The sequence below is a fragment of the Ruegeria sp. YKSF070 genome (genome assembly GCF_059612725.1).
Window position 1 is genome coordinate 15,912 of the sequence record NZ_JBXWRD010000017.1, and the last position, 16,370, is coordinate 32,281.

General features: G+C 62.6%; 19 protein-coding genes. 7 read left to right on the top strand and 12 right to left on the bottom strand.

The genetic code is table 11. The features are described from left to right. Window positions 1-3: 3 nt before the first annotated feature. Entirely contained in the window at window positions 4-1,314 is a 1,311-nt protein-coding gene (paaK, locus tag AC2FL1_RS11060; protein WP_496876954.1) for a phenylacetate--CoA ligase PaaK, read from the top strand. A gap of 3 nt (window positions 1,315-1,317) precedes the next feature. Next, window positions 1,318-1,914 (top strand): TetR/AcrR family transcriptional regulator, encoded by a 597-nt coding sequence (locus AC2FL1_RS11065; RefSeq protein ID WP_496876955.1) that lies wholly within the window; start codon window positions 1,318-1,320, stop codon window positions 1,912-1,914. A gap of 210 nt (window positions 1,915-2,124) precedes the next feature. Here AC2FL1_RS11065 and AC2FL1_RS11070 read toward each other — a convergent pair whose 3' ends face one another. Further along, window positions 2,125-3,153 (bottom strand): alpha/beta hydrolase, encoded by a 1,029-nt coding sequence (locus tag AC2FL1_RS11070; protein WP_496829172.1) that lies wholly within the window; start codon window positions 3,151-3,153, stop codon window positions 2,125-2,127. 92 nt (window positions 3,154-3,245) lie between these two features. Here AC2FL1_RS11070 and AC2FL1_RS11075 point away from each other — a divergent pair, with 92 nt between their 5' ends. Further along, window positions 3,246-3,839, top strand: coding sequence for a TetR-like C-terminal domain-containing protein (locus tag AC2FL1_RS11075; RefSeq protein ID WP_496876956.1), 594 nt, complete (start codon window positions 3,246-3,248; stop codon window positions 3,837-3,839). Between the two features lie 251 nt (window positions 3,840-4,090). On the opposite strand, the gene AC2FL1_RS11080 is transcribed toward AC2FL1_RS11075, so the two are convergent. The 10 genes from AC2FL1_RS11080 to AC2FL1_RS11125 form a co-directional block, all read right to left on the bottom strand. After that, window positions 4,091-4,849: a Phenylacetic acid catabolic protein gene (locus AC2FL1_RS11080; protein WP_496876957.1), complete on the bottom strand. Its 759-nt coding sequence runs from the start codon at window positions 4,847-4,849 to the stop codon at window positions 4,091-4,093. 10 nt (window positions 4,850-4,859) lie between these two features. Further along, window positions 4,860-5,933, bottom strand: a complete 1,074-nt coding sequence (gene paaE, locus AC2FL1_RS11085) for a 1,2-phenylacetyl-CoA epoxidase subunit PaaE (RefSeq protein WP_496876958.1) — start codon at window positions 5,931-5,933, stop codon at window positions 4,860-4,862. 10 nt (window positions 5,934-5,943) lie between these two features. Beyond that, window positions 5,944-6,405, bottom strand: a complete 462-nt coding sequence (paaD, locus tag AC2FL1_RS11090; RefSeq protein WP_234140095.1) for a 1,2-phenylacetyl-CoA epoxidase subunit PaaD — start codon at window positions 6,403-6,405, stop codon at window positions 5,944-5,946. Between the two features lie 4 nt (window positions 6,406-6,409). Further along, window positions 6,410-7,171 (bottom strand): 1,2-phenylacetyl-CoA epoxidase subunit PaaC, encoded by a 762-nt coding sequence (gene paaC / locus AC2FL1_RS11095; RefSeq protein WP_496876959.1) that lies wholly within the window; start codon window positions 7,169-7,171, stop codon window positions 6,410-6,412. Further along, on the bottom strand, window positions 7,171-7,455 hold the full coding sequence (paaB, locus tag AC2FL1_RS11100; protein WP_011046505.1) for a 1,2-phenylacetyl-CoA epoxidase subunit PaaB: 285 nt from the start codon (window positions 7,453-7,455) through the stop codon (window positions 7,171-7,173). Before paaB ends, paaC begins: the two co-directional genes overlap by 1 nt. Before the next feature lie 95 nt (window positions 7,456-7,550). After that, on the bottom strand, window positions 7,551-8,543 hold the full coding sequence (paaA, locus tag AC2FL1_RS11105) for a 1,2-phenylacetyl-CoA epoxidase subunit PaaA (RefSeq protein ID WP_496876960.1): 993 nt from the start codon (window positions 8,541-8,543) through the stop codon (window positions 7,551-7,553). 15 nt (window positions 8,544-8,558) lie between these two features. After that, a complete protein-coding gene (gene pcaF, locus AC2FL1_RS11110; RefSeq protein WP_496876993.1) occupies window positions 8,559-9,761 on the bottom strand; it encodes a 3-oxoadipyl-CoA thiolase in 1,203 nt (400 codons plus the stop codon). A gap of 220 nt (window positions 9,762-9,981) precedes the next feature. Then, entirely contained in the window at window positions 9,982-10,200 is a 219-nt protein-coding gene (locus tag AC2FL1_RS11115; protein WP_496829157.1) for a DUF1127 domain-containing protein, read from the bottom strand. A 140-nt stretch (window positions 10,201-10,340) separates the two neighbouring features. Beyond that, window positions 10,341-10,736, bottom strand: a complete 396-nt coding sequence (locus tag AC2FL1_RS11120) for a carboxymuconolactone decarboxylase family protein (RefSeq protein WP_496829155.1) — start codon at window positions 10,734-10,736, stop codon at window positions 10,341-10,343. 3 nt (window positions 10,737-10,739) lie between these two features. Beyond that, complete coding sequence (locus AC2FL1_RS11125; RefSeq protein ID WP_496829153.1) at window positions 10,740-11,558, bottom strand: cyclase family protein; 819 nt, start codon at window positions 11,556-11,558, stop codon at window positions 10,740-10,742. Window positions 11,559-11,750: 192 nt separating this feature from the next. Here AC2FL1_RS11125 and AC2FL1_RS11130 point away from each other — a divergent pair, with 192 nt between their 5' ends. Continuing rightward, complete coding sequence (locus AC2FL1_RS11130) at window positions 11,751-12,401, top strand: GntR family transcriptional regulator (protein ID WP_496876961.1); 651 nt, start codon at window positions 11,751-11,753, stop codon at window positions 12,399-12,401. Between the two features lie 80 nt (window positions 12,402-12,481). On the opposite strand, the gene AC2FL1_RS11135 is transcribed toward AC2FL1_RS11130, so the two are convergent. Beyond that, window positions 12,482-13,195 (bottom strand): type 1 glutamine amidotransferase, encoded by a 714-nt coding sequence (locus AC2FL1_RS11135; RefSeq protein ID WP_496876962.1) that lies wholly within the window; start codon window positions 13,193-13,195, stop codon window positions 12,482-12,484. An 84-nt stretch (window positions 13,196-13,279) separates the two neighbouring features. Between AC2FL1_RS11135 and AC2FL1_RS11140 the strand changes: the two genes are divergently transcribed. The 3 genes from AC2FL1_RS11140 to AC2FL1_RS11150 are packed head-to-tail and all read left to right on the top strand — an operon-like array spanning window position 13,280 to window position 16,193. Continuing rightward, complete coding sequence (locus tag AC2FL1_RS11140; RefSeq protein WP_496876963.1) at window positions 13,280-14,539, top strand: cytochrome P450; 1,260 nt, start codon at window positions 13,280-13,282, stop codon at window positions 14,537-14,539. Window positions 14,540-14,578: 39 nt separating this feature from the next. Next, a complete protein-coding gene (locus AC2FL1_RS11145) occupies window positions 14,579-15,868 on the top strand; it encodes a type I glutamate--ammonia ligase (RefSeq protein ID WP_496876964.1) in 1,290 nt (429 codons plus the stop codon). A gap of 10 nt (window positions 15,869-15,878) precedes the next feature. Continuing rightward, complete coding sequence (locus AC2FL1_RS11150; RefSeq protein ID WP_496876965.1) at window positions 15,879-16,193, top strand: 2Fe-2S iron-sulfur cluster-binding protein; 315 nt, start codon at window positions 15,879-15,881, stop codon at window positions 16,191-16,193. The last annotated feature ends 177 nt before the right edge of the window (window positions 16,194-16,370 follow it).

Here is a 16,370-nt window from a genome sequence, read left to right on the forward strand (position 1 = left end):
GTCATGAAGGACCTGAGCCCCAAGAAAGAAGACCTGGATCCGATCGAGATCGCCTCGATCGACGAGATCCGCGCGTTGCAGCTGGACCGCCTGAAATGGTCGCTGCGCCATGCCTATGACAACGTGCCGATGTACAAGAAGCGGTTCGACGAGGCGGGTGTGCACCCCGACGACCTGCAAACGCTGGCCGATCTGGCCAAGTTCCCGTTCACCTACAAGAACGACCTGCGCGACAACTATCCGTTTGGCCTCTTTGCCGTGCCGCGCGAACAGATCATCCGCCTGCATGCCTCGTCGGGCACCACGGGCAAGCCGACGGTGGTTGGGTACACCAAGGGCGACATCGACAATTGGGCCGATCTGGTGGCGCGCTCGCTGCGTGCGGCAGGTCTGCGCAAAGGCGACATGATTCACAACGCTTATGGCTATGGCCTGTTCACCGGGGGCCTGGGCGCCCATTACGGGATCGAGCGGCTGGGCGCGACCGTGGTACCGATGTCGGGCGGCCAGACCGAGAAACAGGTTGGTCTGATCACCGATTTCAAACCCACCGGCATCATGGTGACCCCGTCCTATATGCTCAACATCCTTGAGCAGTATCACAAGGTCGGCATGGACCCGCGTGAAAGCTCGCTCCAGGTGGGTGTGTTCGGCGCCGAACCCTGGACCGACGCCATGCGGCGCGAGGTCGAGGAGGCGTTCGACATGCACGCCGTCGATATCTACGGCCTTTCCGAGATCATGGGCCCGGGTGTCGCCAACGAATGCGTCGAGACCAAGGATGGCCCGGTCATCTGGGAGGATCACTTCCTGCCCGAGATCATCGACCCGGTCACCGGCGAGGTGCTGCCCGATGGCGAGATGGGAGAGCTGGTCTTTACCACGCTGACCAAAGAGGGCCTGCCGATGATCCGCTATCGCACCCGCGACCTGACCCGGCTGTTGCCGGGTACCGCGCGCAGCATGCGGCGGATGGAAAAGATCACCGGGCGCAGCGACGACATGATCATCCTTCGCGGCGTCAATGTCTTCCCCAGCCAGGTCGAGGAACAGGTGATGGCCACGGGCGGTATTGCCCCGCATTACCAGATCGAACTCTACAAGGCCGGTCGGATGGACGCGATGCGCGTCTTTGTCGAGGCGCTGCCGACCATGACCGACGAGCTGAGCAAGACCGCCGCGGCGCGGATGCTGACCAAGCGGATCAAGGACATCGTTGGCGTTTCGACCGAGGTTGTTGTAGGCAACCCCGGAGATGTCGAACGCAGCCAGGGCAAGGCCAAGCGCGTCGTCGACAACCGCGACAAGGAGTAGGGTTTGGCCAGAACGATTGCCAAGGACCACGATCAGAAGCGCGCCCAGATTTTGAAGTCTGCGGCGCGCGTCTTCGCGCGCGAGGGGTTCGACCGCGCCTCGATGACCCAGCTTGCGCGCGAATGCGGGATATCAAAGGCCAATATCTATCATTATTACGACAGCAAGGATGCGATCCTGTTCGACATCCTCGAAACCTATCTGCACGATTTGCGCGACCGCATCTGCGGGATCGAGATCGACGGTCTGAGCGGGCCGCAGCGGTTGCATACCGTGGTGCGGGAGATCCTGTTGGCCTATCAGGGTGTGGATGACGAACACCGGGTGCAGACCAGCGGCATGTCGGCCCTGCCGGTCGAGCAGCAGAAACAGCTGCGCGGCTACCAGCGCGACATGATCGGGTTTCTCAGCGATATCCTGAACGGCATCGCGCCCGAGACCTTTGCCGGCAACCCCGGCAAACTGCGCGGCGCCACCATGTCGGTCTTTGGCATGTTGAACTGGTATTACATGTGGAATTCCGGCGCCGACACCGCCGCGCGCGAGGAGTATGCCCGCATGGTCAGCGACCTCACGCTGCACGGGCTTAAGGGTCTCTGATCACGGGAAAGAGACGCCCGGTACCGCTCTCCACAGGCGGGCTTGCGCGTCCCCGGGCGTGCTGCGCAAGAGTTGCCGCGTTGGTTTGATGCGCTACAGGGTGCTTCTCGTTTTGACAGTCCGCAACGTGGACGGAGCGGACTGTCAGGACGCTAACCTAACGGTCCTCTTGCTTGGTTTGCAAAAATGCGGAGACGCTTGCCTGCTTCGTTACGCGCCGCTGAAATTCCGGGCCAGGAAATCCAGAAGCCGCTCGGGGTGATGGTTGAAATAGGTGTAGGCCTCGAACCGCATGCCCGTGCCATAGGCAGGCTCATGATCGGGACCGATCCAGATAACCTCGGTCTCGGCGGTCGCGGCATCGATGATCTGTTGGACGTCGTTCTGACCTGTTTCTGTGTCAAACGTGTAGCGGTCTGCTTCGACCTGCGCAAAGAGGATGGGCGCCGTCACGCTCGGGACCGTTTCCAATGCGTTTGCGTAGCCAAAGCCATATTTGTCCTGCTGGATCTGCTGGACACGTTCAACGATATCGAGCCCAAGGGTCGCTCGGATGATGCGATCCGTGAAACTGTAGGAAATTGTCGGCTGGTTGGCGACCACAGCTCGGATCTGCGGGTTGGCGAACAGTTCCGGCGCGTTCTGCCATGCAAGGAAGGTTGCGTTCGCCCCCATGCATTGCGACAGGAAGATGATCTCGTCATCGCCGAAATCAGGGTGGCTGGTGACGTAATTCAGCGAGGCGACAACGTCCTGCCATTCCGTCACGCCCGCGCCCACGGGGGCCTCGACACCGCGCGATTTGCGGCCCAGCCCCCCGTCGCTTTCGCCCTGCCCCCGGTGATCATACATGACCACGTTATAGCCAGCGTTATGTATGTGCCGAACCATCGGCAAGAACTCAGCCTCGACACCATCCAGACCCTTAACCGACCCGTAGCGCGTGGTCGTCAGCGGATGATTGAGAATGACTGTCCGATCCGAAGGTGTCGCTGCGCGGATTTCCCAGGCGCTGAGGCGGATGCCATCTGCGGTCACAAACTCCACGTCCTGATAGTCCATGCCATAGTCAGCGGGTGTCTTGGGATTATCCAGTCGCGCAGGGGCCACCCGCATGTTGACGATCATCCGTGCCACCAACGTGTCTCGCATGCCAAAGGGGTTCGTGAACCAGAACGCTGCGGCCAGCACCACAAGCCCGGCAACCGCCCCCAGTCCGTATACCATGATCTTGATCATCTTCTTCCTCATATGTGCAGTGCATATTTACACTGCACATATGCTTGTTGACTGCCTTGCGCAAGGGGCGGGGGAAAGTTTACGTTGCACATATGAGGACAGAGCAGAAAGAACCGACGCGTTATCACCACGGGAACCTGCGGCAAGCCCTGCTGGCCGCAGCAAGGCGTCTGCTAGAGGCCGAAGGCCACAGCAACCTGTCCTTGCGCAAATGTGCCGATGCAGTAGGGGTCAGCGCGACAGCCCCGCAAAACCATTTCCCGAACAAGGCGGCACTCCTCACCGCCCTGGCGGCAGAGGGTTACGCCGAACTGGAAACCTACATGCGCAATGGCATAGACGACACCGCGGACCGCCATGCCCGCCGCAACGCAGCCCTCTTGGGCTATGTCGCGTTCGCGCAGGATCATCCGGCGCTGTACGAGTTGATGTACGCGCGCGACCGGGTCTCGTCAAACGATCCGGAACTGTTGCGCCATGTAAGAGCCTGTTTTGCGATACTGGCAGAAAACTCCAAGGACTTCGGGCGTTTCGACGGTGATGACGAGAAAGTCGCGGCCCGGCAGCAGATGTTCCTCTGGAGCCTCGTTCACGGTTATTCGCAGCTTTTGACAGCCAACCGGTTCAAGAAAGAAAGCATGCTTGGAGAAAGCATCCTCGACATTCTCCCCGATCTGCGCTCCTGATAGCGGACGCTGATATACAGCGTAGCAACAAACTTGTCGGGCTCAACCCTGCCATACACCCATCCAATCGGGTTGTATCCGTGTCCGCACCCATGGCGTTAACCTGGAAAGCCAAGGGCGGAACCATCCGGCGCGCTCAGCGGTGCCATTCTCGCAGAACCTGCGGGGAGCAAGTCGGGTGGTTCGAGGCCGACGGATCGGGCCGGTCTCCGAGTGCGATACCGGGGCGCCCGGGGCGCCCCGGCGGCAATTCACGGGCGTTTCAGGCCCAGGCTTTCCAGCAGGTTGGCGGCTTCGGCCTCCCAGCGGGTGCGCATCTCGGCATTGCCGGTGCGGCGCAGGCCCATGGCGCGCAGTGCCTCGGTCCGGGCCGCGCTGCCGGTGCCAAAGCTGGCGGCGACGCGGGGCCACCAGTAATCGGCAGAGGCTTGCAGGGCCTCGGCACCGCCGTCTTCGACCAGCTTTGCCGCGCCTTCCAGCGCCAGTTCACCGTGGCGGGTCTCGATCGGTGCAATCGCGCGGAAGGCCTCGGCCAGCGGCTGGTACGAGATCATGGTGAAATCGGCCAGCTGCACCACCACGGCACGTGCCATCAAAAGGTTCATCATCACCGCGTCGGCCCAGCCCTGGATCGGGTAGTTGAATACCGCCAGGCGCATATCCTGCTCGGTCCGGGCGGCGCCGATATCGGCATCCCGCTCCAGCCGCGCGGTCCAGGGGTGATGCGTGGCATAGCGCTGGGTGTCGGCCCCGAACTCACCCATGATCCGCAGCACGCGGTCGGCATTGTCGGTCTTTTCCAGCACGATCTTGGCGGCGGCGATGCGCTCCTTGATGCCCGGCCCCTGGTTGATGATGTCGGCGAACCCTGCCGCACCGGCCAGTTCGCTGTCCACGAAGGTGGCCATCAGCTTCATCAACTCGGCGCGATAGCGTGCGGGCACGTTGGTTGGATTGGTCAGCATCCCGCCAGCGGCGAGATAGCTGTCGATCGTCATATCTTCGGCCATGTCTCTCTCCTCACTGGTCGTAGTCGACAACAACATTGTCGGTCAGCGGATAGGCCTGACAGCTGAGCACATAGCCCTTCTCGACCTCGTAATCCTCAAGCGCGTGGTTGGCGACCATCTCGACCTCGCCTTCCAGCACCCTACAGCGACATGTTGAACAAACTCCTGCCTTGCAGGCATAGGGCGCGTCCATGCTGTTTTGCAGGGCCGCATCCAGGATCGACAGGTCCTTGGGCATGTCAAAGCTCTGGGTGGCACCGTCCAGCGTGACGGCGGCGCGAGTCTGGTTCGCCCCTTTGGCCGCCTCAGCCGAGACCGCCTTGCGCTTGGCCCGGCCGGGCTGGGCGCTGGCGAACAGTTCGAACTTGATCTGCGCGTCGCTCAGCCCGTGCGAGCGCAGGGCGGCGGCAATGCCCAGCATCATCGGTTCAGGCCCGCAGATAAAGGCGGTGTCGACATGCTGGATGTCGATCCAATGCTCGAACAGCTGGCCGCATTTCTCTTCGGTGACCAGGCCGGTGAACAACTCGATCTCCTGCGCATCCGTCTCCAGGATATGAAGCACATTGAACCGGCCCATGTAGAGGTTCTTGAGATCCTCCAGCTCCTCGCGGAACATGATCGTGTTCACGCCCTTGTTGGCATAGACCAAGGTGAACTCGGACCGGGGCTCGCGCGCCAGCGTGGTCTTGATGATCGACAGCACCGGGGTGATGCCCGAGCCACCGGCAAAGCCCAGATACTGTTTCTCGGCGCCGGGATCGAGCGGGGTGTGAAAGCCCCCCATCGGCGGCATCGCCTGAACCGAATCGCCCACTTTCAGCTCTTCGTTGGCCCAGGTCGAGAAGGCGCCGCCATCGACGCGCTTGATCCCGATCTGGAGCACACCGTCATCCTTGCCCGAACAGATCGAGTAGGAGCGGCGCAGCTCTTCGCCATCGAAGGCGCGGCGGAATGTCAGGTATTGGCCTTGGGTGAAATCAAACTCGCTTGCCGCTCCATTGGCGGGTTTCAGCGTGACCACGACAGCGTCGCGGATCGTCTTGTGGATGTCGGTGACTTCCAGATCGTGAAAGCGTGCCATCCGGTCCTCCTCAGATACATTTGAAATAGTCGAAGGGTTCCAGGCAGTCGGTACAGCGCCAATGGGCCTTGCAGGGGGTCGAGCCGAACTGGCTCACCTTTTCGACCGCTTTGCTGCCGCAGCGCGGACAGCGTTCGGGGCCGCCGGCGGGGCGGGGCGGGGCGATGCCGTATTCCTCCAGCTTCACCTTGCCCTTGTCGCTCAGCCAGTCAGTGGTCCAGGCGGGCGATATCTGGGTCTTGACCCGGATATCCCTGACCCCCCGGTTGCGCAGCGCAGTCTCGATATCCATCGAGATGATCGCGGTCGCGGGGCAGCCCGAATAGGTGGGGGTGACGGTCACGGTCAATGTCTCCCCCTCCCAGGCGACGTCGCGCACGATGCCCAGATCGACGACCGAGATCACGGGGATCTCGGGGTCTGGAACGGTGTCGAGCCAATCCCAGACCTGCTGTTCCGACGGTTGTGCCATGGTCTTACCAGCGCGCGCCGGGATAGGCGCGTTGCAGCCATTGCATGCTGGTCAAGAGATGGCCCAGATGCTCTGTATGCATGCGCCCGTCGCGACCGCCCTTGTGGGCGAAACCCGATTTCGGGATGTTCAGCGTCGCCTCGACCATTACCTCGGTCAGGATTGCGTCGTAATCGGCGCGCAGGCTGGCCGGATCGGGGGCAATGCCCGCTTCGACCATCTCGGCATCCACCGCGTCGCCGGTGAACAGCTCACCCACGTAAGGCCACAGGTAATCCAGCGCCTCTTGCATGCGCGCATGGCTTTCCTCGGTGCCGTCGCCCAGGCCGATCACCGTGTCGCGCGAGCGTTCCACGTGATAGGTGACCTCTTTCACCGCTTTTTCGGCGATGGCGGCGACACGCTCGTCCGAGGACCCCTTGAGCCGCTCAAGCATCAGCTTGTGCCAGCTGTCGAACAGGAACTGGCGCATCAGGGTGCGGCCGAAATCGCCGTTGGGCACCTCGACCAGAAGCGCGTTGCGGAAATCCCAGGCGTCGCGCAGAAAGGCCAGATCGTCGGCGCTCTTGCCGTCGCCCTGTACCTCGCCGGCGAGGGCCAGCCACATCTGGGTCTGGCCGATCAGGTCCAGCGCGGTGTTGGCCAGCGCGATATCCTCCTCCAGCACCGGTGCGTGACCGCACCATTCGCTGACCCGGTGGCCAAGGACCAGGGTATTGTCCCCCATCCTGAGCAGGAATTGCAGGAATGCGTCGTCGCGGGTCATTACATGGCCCCCACTTCTTCGGGAATGTCGAAGAAGGTCGGGTGACGATAGACCTTGCTTTCGCTGGGCTCATAGAGCGGGCCCTTGTCGCTGGGCGAGCTGGCGGCGACATGCTGCGCCTCGACCACCCAGATGCTGACGCCTTCGTTGCGGCGGGTATAGACGTCGCGGGCGTTCTTGATCGCCATTGCCGCGTCGGGGGCGTGCAGGCTGCCCACATGGCGGTGGCTCATGCCGTGCTGGCCGCGGATAAAGATTTCCCACAGGGGCCATTCGTTTTTCATCAGTCGATCTCCTCCTGACTGGGCGCGGGGCAAGAACCCGGTGGCAATACCCCGGAGCCGCGCGCTGCGATGCTTTGCGTTTTGTGTCTTCGGTCTTACTCGGCCGCCATCCGGGCGGCCGCTTTCTTGCGGGAATGGGCCAGCAAACCGTCGCGCACCCATTGGCCGTCGTCCCAGGCCTTGCGGCGGGCTGCCAGGCGGTCGGTGTTACAGGGTCCGTTGCCCTTGATCACGTTGAAGAATTCCGACCAGTCCGGATCCGAGAAATCGTAATGGCCGCGCTCTTCGCTCCACTTGATATTCTGGTCAGGCAGATCGAGGCCCAAGTACAGGATCTGCGGCACCGTCTGGTCCACGAATTGCTGGCGAAGCTCGTCGTTGGTCTTGATCTTGATCTTCCAGGCCATCGACTGTTCCGAATGGACCGAGTCCTTGTCCGAGGGGCCGAACATCATCAGTGCCGGGAACCACAGCCGGTTGACCGCGTCCTGTGCCATCTTCTTCTGCTCCGGCGTACCAAACGCCATCGCCATGATCGCGTGATACCCTTGGCGGGCATGAAAGCTCTCTTCCTTGCAGATGCGGATCATCGCGCGGCTGTAGGGGCCGTAAGAGGTGCGCTGCAACGCCACCTGGTTGATGATTGCCGCCCCATCGACCAGCCAGCCCACCGCGCCGATATCGGCCCAGTTGAGTGTCGGGTAGTTGAAGATCGAAGAGTATTTCATCTTGCCCGACAGCAGCATCTCGACCAGTTCATCGCGGCTGACACCCAGGGTCTCGGCAGCAGAGTAGAGGTAGAGTCCGTGGCCTGCCTCGTCCTGCACCTTGGCCAACAGGATCGCCTTGCGCTCCAGCGTCGGCGCACGCGTGATCCAGTTGCCTTCGGGCAGCTGGCCCACGACCTCGGAATGGGCGTGCTGGCCGATCTGGCGGATCAACGTGCGGCGATAATCCTCTGGCATCCAGTCCTTGGGCTCGATCTTTATATCCGCGTCGATCTTGTCCTGGAACGCGCGTTCCTCGTCGGACATGTCCTCGCGGGATTTAATACCATCGCTGGCGGTCTTGATCATCTGCGCATACATTCGGGCTCTCCTCCCTTACACACGTTCCAGGATCAGGGCTGCGCCCTGACCAACTCCGACGCACATGGTACAGAGCGCATAGCGCCCACCGGTGCGTTTCAACTGATAGGCCGCGGTCATCACCAAACGCGCGCCCGACATGCCCAGCGGGTGGCCGATTGCGATGGCACCGCCATTGGGGTTCACATGCGGCGCATCGTCGGCAACCCCCAGTGCCCGCAGAGTCGCCAGACCCTGCGAGGCGAAGGCTTCGTTCAACTCTATCACATCCATCTGCCCGATGGTGAGCCCCGCGCGTGCAAGTACCTTGCGGCTGGCGGGAACCGGGCCGATGCCCATCACGCGCGGCTCGACGCCTGCGACAGACATGCCCACCACGCGGGCGATCGGGGTCAGTCCGTTCTTTGCGGCGCTGGCTTCGTTGGCCATCAGGATCGCGGCGGCGCCGTCATTGACACCCGAGGCATTGCCTGCGGTCACACTCTTGTCAGGGCCGTTCACGCCCTTGAGCTTGCCCAGCTGCTCGGCGCTGGTGCCGGGGCGGGGGTGTTCGTCGGTATCCACCACGATGGCGTCGCCCTTGCGCTGGGGGATGGTCACCGGGGTGATCTCGTCGCCAAAGACGCCAGCCGCATGGGCAGCCGCCCAGCGGGCCTGGCTGCGGGCGGCGAAGGCGTCCTGATCGGCGCGCGAGATATCGTAGTCCTCGGCCACGTTATCGGCGGTCTGCGGCATCGAGTCGGTGCCGTACATCTCGTGCATCTTCTTGTTGATGAAGCGCCAGCCGATGGTGGTGTCATAGACCGCGTTGGCGCGGGTAAAGGCGCTGGTGGCCTTGGGCATCACGAAAGGCGCCCGGCTCATGCTCTCGACACCGCCGGCAACGACCATGTCGTAATCGCCGGCCTTGATAGCGCGGGCGGCCATGCCGACCGCATCCATGCCGCTGGCACAAAGGCGGTTTACCGTGGTGCCGGGCACATCGACCGGCAGTCCGGCCAGCAGAGCGGCCATACGGGCGACGTTGCGGTTGCTTTCACCAGCCTGATTGGCGTCGCCATAGATCACATCGTCGAGGCTGGCCCAATCCACCTGCGGGTTGCGCGCGACCAGGGCGGCCAGCGGCACGGCGGCCAGATCGTCGGTGCGTACCTGGCTCAGGGCGCCACCATAACGTCCGATCGGGGTGCGCTGCGCGTCGCAGATGAATGCGTCCATGGTCATGTTTTCTCCGTCTCCTCCGCCACCATTAGGTGACCGCTTGGTCGGGTAATACGATGGAAAACGATTCGCGGCAAGTTAAATGTAACAGAGACAAGTCATGAATTGAAATTCGGTAACATGTTGGCTGACGCGACCCGCGAAACGGGTCGGACCAGAAAATTCGTCGAATTTTCTGGTCAAATTTTCTTTGAAAATTTGGTGCGGTCCTGCCGGGTCACACGCGGTCGCTCAGCACCCATCGGATGATGTCCGCACGCCGCAAGCCGCGTGCGGCCAACTCCGCATCGGTCAGGGCGGACAGGGCATGGATACGGCGGAGCCGCGCGTTTGCCTCGCCGATGCGGACCAGAGCGTCGAAGATGCCTGCCAAGATATCGCCCAGCACGTGGTGCAGGGTCGCTAGCGAGCGGAGGTGGAGGGTCGACTGGGCCATGGCTCAATCCTGATCTTTGGCTAATCCGAATTGGCCGACTGTATAAACTGCTCGGTCCGGATGTGCCATGTCGCGGGAGGCATAGCTGCCGTGCATCGCACGCAAATCTGCGGCGAAAACCCTTCTTTTCGATGCTGCGCTCAGGCCTTGAAGAGGTCGTCCACAGGCACCTGCAATCCCGTTACGATACCATTGGTCTGCATTGCCATGCCGATCACTGCCAACATCTCGCTATGTTGCACAGGCGTCATGCCCTTGGCCCGCGCCGCAGCGGTATGGGAATGCACGCAATATTCACAGCCATTGGCGGTCGAGACGGCGACATAGATCATTTCCTTGACAAGCGGGTCGAGCGTGCCGGGGCCCATAACCACCTTCAGACGATCCCAGGTGGCGCGTAACAGCGCTGGGTCATGCGCCAAGGCCCGCCAGAAATTGTTGACGTAATCGGTGCCTCGGGTGGCGCGGATGTCGTCGAAAACGGCCAGCGCCTCGGCGCTGGCCTCCTCATCACTCAGCAGCGGGACAGTCGCCATGGATCAGACCATGGCGAAGATGCGGGCAGGGCCACCCGAGCCGCCGCGATGATTGGGGGCGCCGACGATCAGGGTGGCGCCGCTGGCGGGTACCTTGTCCAGGTTGGCCAGGTTCTCGATGCCATAGCGGTTGGTGGGCAGCCAGGCGTAGTGGGTGGCGAAATCGGCCGAGGGGCCGTGATCGAGCGACAGCGTATCCACCGCCATTGCAACGGCACCGGTTTCTTCGATCAGCATCTGCGCCGCCTCGACATGGAAGCCGGGGAAATGCATCTTGCCTTCGCTGTCGGCGTTGCGGAAGCCGGGCCCGCCTGTCCTGCCGCCCCAGCCCGAGTGCATCGCCACACAGGCGCCGTCGGGGATCGGGCCGTTGGCGCTGATCCAGGCCTTGAGGTCATCCGGCGTCACCTGGGCATCGGCATCCGCCGCGGCCTTTTCGTGGATATGCACCACGCAGAGCGGGCACACGAGATTGGCAAGTGGGATCTCGTCCACCGACTGACCATCGGCCGAGAAATGCAGCGGCGCGTCAACATGGGTACCGGTGTGTTCGTTCACACTGAGCGTGAACAGGTTGAACCCGTGTTCCTTGAAATTGAAATTCTGGGTGGCCTCGATCCCGGGCGCCCCGAAATAGGTCGGAAATTCGGCGTCGTAAATATGGGTCATGTCGACCACGCCGCCATGCCCGGCCGCCATGGCCGCAGGCGCCGTGGCGGTTCCCAGTGCCGCGCCGGCCGCCACGGCGGCGCTGGCCTTGAACAGGTCCCGGCGGGACAGCATCCGCTCCTTGACCGCGTTCATCACGCAAATGTCACACATTATCGTCTCCCTGGTTTGATGTTTCTGCAGCGATAGGTCCTGCCTGCCTACGGGCAGCGTAGCACAGATGCGTCGAATTCCAGCCATGTCTTTGGTGCGTATCGCAAAACCGGGTCACATTTGCGCATGCCGCGGCGTTGCGCGGCCTGCGGGCAGCGCGTAACCTGCGGGCCGATGCGGGAGGCATGAGCAATGGCGGGACAGACGGAGCAGGTGATCAACGGGGTGCTCGAGGATATCGAGCACGGACGGCTTGGCCCCGGCGACGTCTTGGAGGAGCCTGCGCTGATCGACCGCCACGGCGTGTCGCGCACCCCGGTGCGCGAGGCCTTCATCCAGCTCGAAACCCTGGGCCTCATTCGGAGGTTGCCGCGCAAGGGGGCTGTGGTGTTCAAGCCGACGCTCGAGGAGTTCCTGGCCATTCTCGAGGTCCACGCCCGGCTTGAAGGGCTGGCGGCGGGGCTTGCGGCGCGGCGGATGAACGCCGCGCAGGCGGCCGAGCTGGAGGCGGTGGTGGCCGCCTGTGAGGCCCACGCCCGAGACAAGGGTGACGGTGATCCTTTTGATTACTATCGGCTTAACCTGAAGTTTCACGAGACCGTCGCGCTGGGCGCGGGCAATCCCTATCTGGTCGAGATGATCAAGACACATGCCCGCAAGCTTTTGGCCTATTATCGGGCGCGCTACAGCTATCCGGGTTCGATCCCAGCCTCGGCGCGGGAACACCGCGAAATCGCCACGCTGATCTTTGACCGGCGGCGGGAGGAGGCCGAGGCGGCAATGATCCACCATGTGCAGTTCGATCAGGTGACGGTGATGGACCTGCTGGCCGCGCTGGGGTGATCTCTCCGTGCGGCGGCACAAGGCGTGCTGTCGGGATATGAGTATTTCTGACCAGAAAGAAGCGGCAGGGCTGGTATACCCTATTCGGGGCGCGCCTGTTCGAAGAAGCGCGCGATGCTTTCGGCAAAGGCGGCCATGTCCGATTGCTCGGAGAGCGAGGCCAGGGCGCGGGCACAGGTCTCTTCTCCCAGTTCCTCGGCCATTTCCTCGGTCAGGGCCTCGACGAAGTCATGGGTCATCTCTGGGTGGTGCTGGGTGGAATAGATATGTTTGCCAAGCACGAAGCCGGTCACCGGGCAATCCGGCCCTTCGGCAATCACGCGTGCGCCCTGTGGCAAGGCGGTCACCTGCTCCATGTGAGATCCATAAAGCCTGACCTCGTCCGGCAGGTCGCGCGTCCAGTCTGGGCGCTCCAGCATCCGGTTGCGGGTAAGCCCGTGCACCCAGCCGCCCGGATTGCGTCCGATGGTGCCGCCCAGCGCCAGCGCGATGGCCTGATGGCCGAAGCAGGCGCCAAAGACCGGCAGGTGGAGTGCGTACATGTCGCGAATCAGGTCCAGCAGTCGCGCGATCCAAGGCGCGTCGTCCAATACCGAGGCGGGACTGCCGGTGATCATAACTCCATCGATCCCGTCGAGCGTTTCGGGAAACTGCCCGTCCTTGACCAAATAGGCCGTGGTGCTCCAGTCGGGTCGCGCCATCTGGATCAGCTCGGCGAATTTCTGTTCGTCCTTGGGGTGGCGTTGGGCGAAATCACTTTCGTCCGTATTTGTCATCAGGATCGCCAGGTGCATGATTTTCCCCGAGAGATTTTCGTTTACATATTTAAGACCTCTTATAATATACAACCGTTCGCAACATGAGGGAAGGTGAAAAACATGACGGTCTGGACCCCCACCGATGACGGTTATGCCGATCTGACCAGCCATGACGCCTTTGCCGGGGGGGCGCCGCACAACACCTTTGCCCGCCTGCGCCGCGAGGATCCGCTGCACTGGACCGAATATGCCGATGGGCAGGATTTCTGGTCGGTCACCCGCCATGCCGACATTGCCGAGATGAACAAGAACACCGCGGTGTTTTCCTCGGCCCGCGGCATCCGGATGGAGGATCAGAGCTATGAGGAATACCTGGCCCGCCGCACCTTTCAGGAGACCGACCCGCCCGAGCACAGCCAGACCCGGATGAAGCTGATGAAGGCCTTCTCGCGCACCACCATGGCGCAGTACGAGGATGACATCCGGGCGATCTGCGTCGATATCCTGGACGAGGTGCTGGACAAGGGCACGTTCGACGCCACCAAGGAAATCGCGCGCCAGCTGCCGATGCGCATGCTCGGCCGTATCGTCGGCCTGCCCGATGCCGATCTGCCCTGGCTGGTGGAAAAGGGCGACGCGCTGATCGCCAATACCGATCCCGATTTCACCACCCATGTGCTCGACAAGCTCGACACCGACGAATACCGGATGATGCCCTTCAACTCGCCCGCCGGGGCCGAACTGTACCTCTATGCCAAGGACCTGATGGAGCAGAAGGAGAAGGCCGGCGATACCTCGGGCGTGCTGCACATGATCCTGCAACCGTCCAAGGATGGCTCGGTCATCAGCGATACCGAGTTCCGCAACTTCTTTTGCCTCGTGGTGGCGGCAGGCAACGACACCACGCGCTATTCCATCGCCGCCGGTATCCAGGCCATGTGCCACCAGCCCGAGCTGCTGGAACAGATGCAGGCGGGCGGCGACATCTGGGACACCGCCCCGGACGAGATCATCCGCTGGGCCACGCCCGCGCTCTATTTTCGGCGCACCGCGCTTCAGGATCACGAGATGCATGGCAAGACGATCCGGGCAGGCGACAAGGTGCTTTACTGGTGGTCCTCGGCCAATCGCGACGAGACGGTGTTTGACGACCCGTTCCGCGTCGATCTCTATCGCAACCCGAATCGGCATCTGAGTTTCGGCCAGGGCGGCCCGCATGTCTGCCTGGGCATGTGGCTGGCCCGGCTCGAGGTCAAAGTGCTGTTCCAGGAGCTGGCCAAGCGGTTAAGCTCGATCGAACCGGCTGGACCGCACAAGTTCCTGCGCTCGAATTTCGTGGGCGGGATCAAGGAACTGCCGGTCAGCGTCCGCCGCGCCTGACCCGGCATCAGAACAGGCTCAACAGGGAGGAGCCCCAACATGAAAGACAGATTGCGCGCGATGTTCTGTGACCATCTCAGCGTGATGCGGGGCAAATACCTGCCCAATTCCAAGATCGCCGACAGTTCCACCCGGTTCTGCCGCTCGACCTTTGGCGTGCATTACGACCGCGACCTGCTGGACGCGCCCGGCGCGATGATGAAGCAGGGTCTGCCGGATATGGAACTGAAATGGGTCCATGACGATATCCGTGACAGCTGGCATACCGGCACCAAGGTGGTTCTGGGCGATCTCTATGACGATCAGGACCAGCCGCTGCCGCTCTGCCCGCGCGGGGCGCTGAAACGGGCGGTGGCCGCCTGGCAGGCGCACGGTCTCAGCCCCAAGGTGGGGATCGAGCTGGAATGCTTCGCGCTTCAGGCCGACGATAACGGGCGGCTGGTGCCCTATGACGCGCCGGGCGGCGTGGTCTATGGCACCGGTCCCTTTGCCGATCCGATGCGGTTCAACGACCGGATCTGGGCGATGGCCGAGGAGATGGGATTCTCCCTCGACATGATAACCGCCGAGTTCGACAGCCCGCAGTTCGAATACACGCTGACCTTTGACGATGCGCTCAAGGCGGTGGACGATATCGTGCTGTTTCGCCTGATGGCGCGCGAGATCGCGCTGGAATACGGCATCGTGCTGACCTTCATGCCGAAACCGATTGCCGAGGCGGGCGGGTCTGGCATGCATATCAACTTCTCCTTCCAGGATGCGACCGGCGCCAATGCGCTGTCCTCCGGCCCGCGCGGCGGGCCCGAGCATATGAACGATCTGGCGTGCGGCTGTCTGGCGGGGCTCTTGCACCATCACAAGGGGCTGGCGGGGCTGATCGCGCCGACGGCCAATTCATACATGCGGCTGCAACCCGGCTCGCTCTCTGGCTACTGGCAGAACTGGGGCGGCGATCACCGCAACGTCACCACGCGCATCAGCTCCGAAGGTGGCGCCAAGGCGCGGCTGGAACACCGGATGGCCGATGCCTCCGCGAACCCCTATACCGCCGTGGCCGCCGTGTTGCAGGCGGCACGGCTGGGGGTCGAGAACGGTCATGCGCTGCCGCCGATGGAAACCGGCGACGGGTTTGACACCACAGATGCCAAGGAAGGCACAGCCATCGATCTGGCCGGAGCGGTCCGCGATCTGGAGCGTGACACCGTACTGGCCCAAGCGGTGGGCGCCGAGTTGGTCGCCAACCATATGTTCATGAAACAGAAGGAAGTGCGCAAGACCCGCGATCTCGAAGGCGATGCGCTGCGTGACTTCTATGTCTACTTCATCTGAGGAGCTTGCCATGCGCGTGACCTGGAAATTGGCCGACGGCCGCGAGATTGCGGCCGAGGTCTCCCCCGGCCTGTCGCTGATGGAGGCGGCGCAGGCCAATAACGTGCCCGGCGTGATCGGCGAATGCGGTGGCTGCCTCAGCTGCGCCACCTGCCATGTGGTGGTGGATCCGGACTGGGCCGACCGGACCGGCGCGCCGGGTGAGTTCGAGGACGCCATGCTCGACATCACCGCCGCCGAGCGTCAGCCGCGAAGCCGCCTCAGTTGCCAGATCGAGGCGCATCCAGATCTCGACGGGCTGGTTTTGCACGTGCCCGAGGCCTGACAACCGCCGACACTTGTTCAGCGCATGGCTCTGCCCCTTTCACTTTGCCGAAAATACTCCCGCCGGAGGCATCCCAAACCAGCGACAGACGCCTCATTTTCCAAGGCGAACAACGCATAAGGCTTGCCTTTTCGCCCCTTGAAACACAGGATGCGCGCAAGACAAGCATAAGGTGAG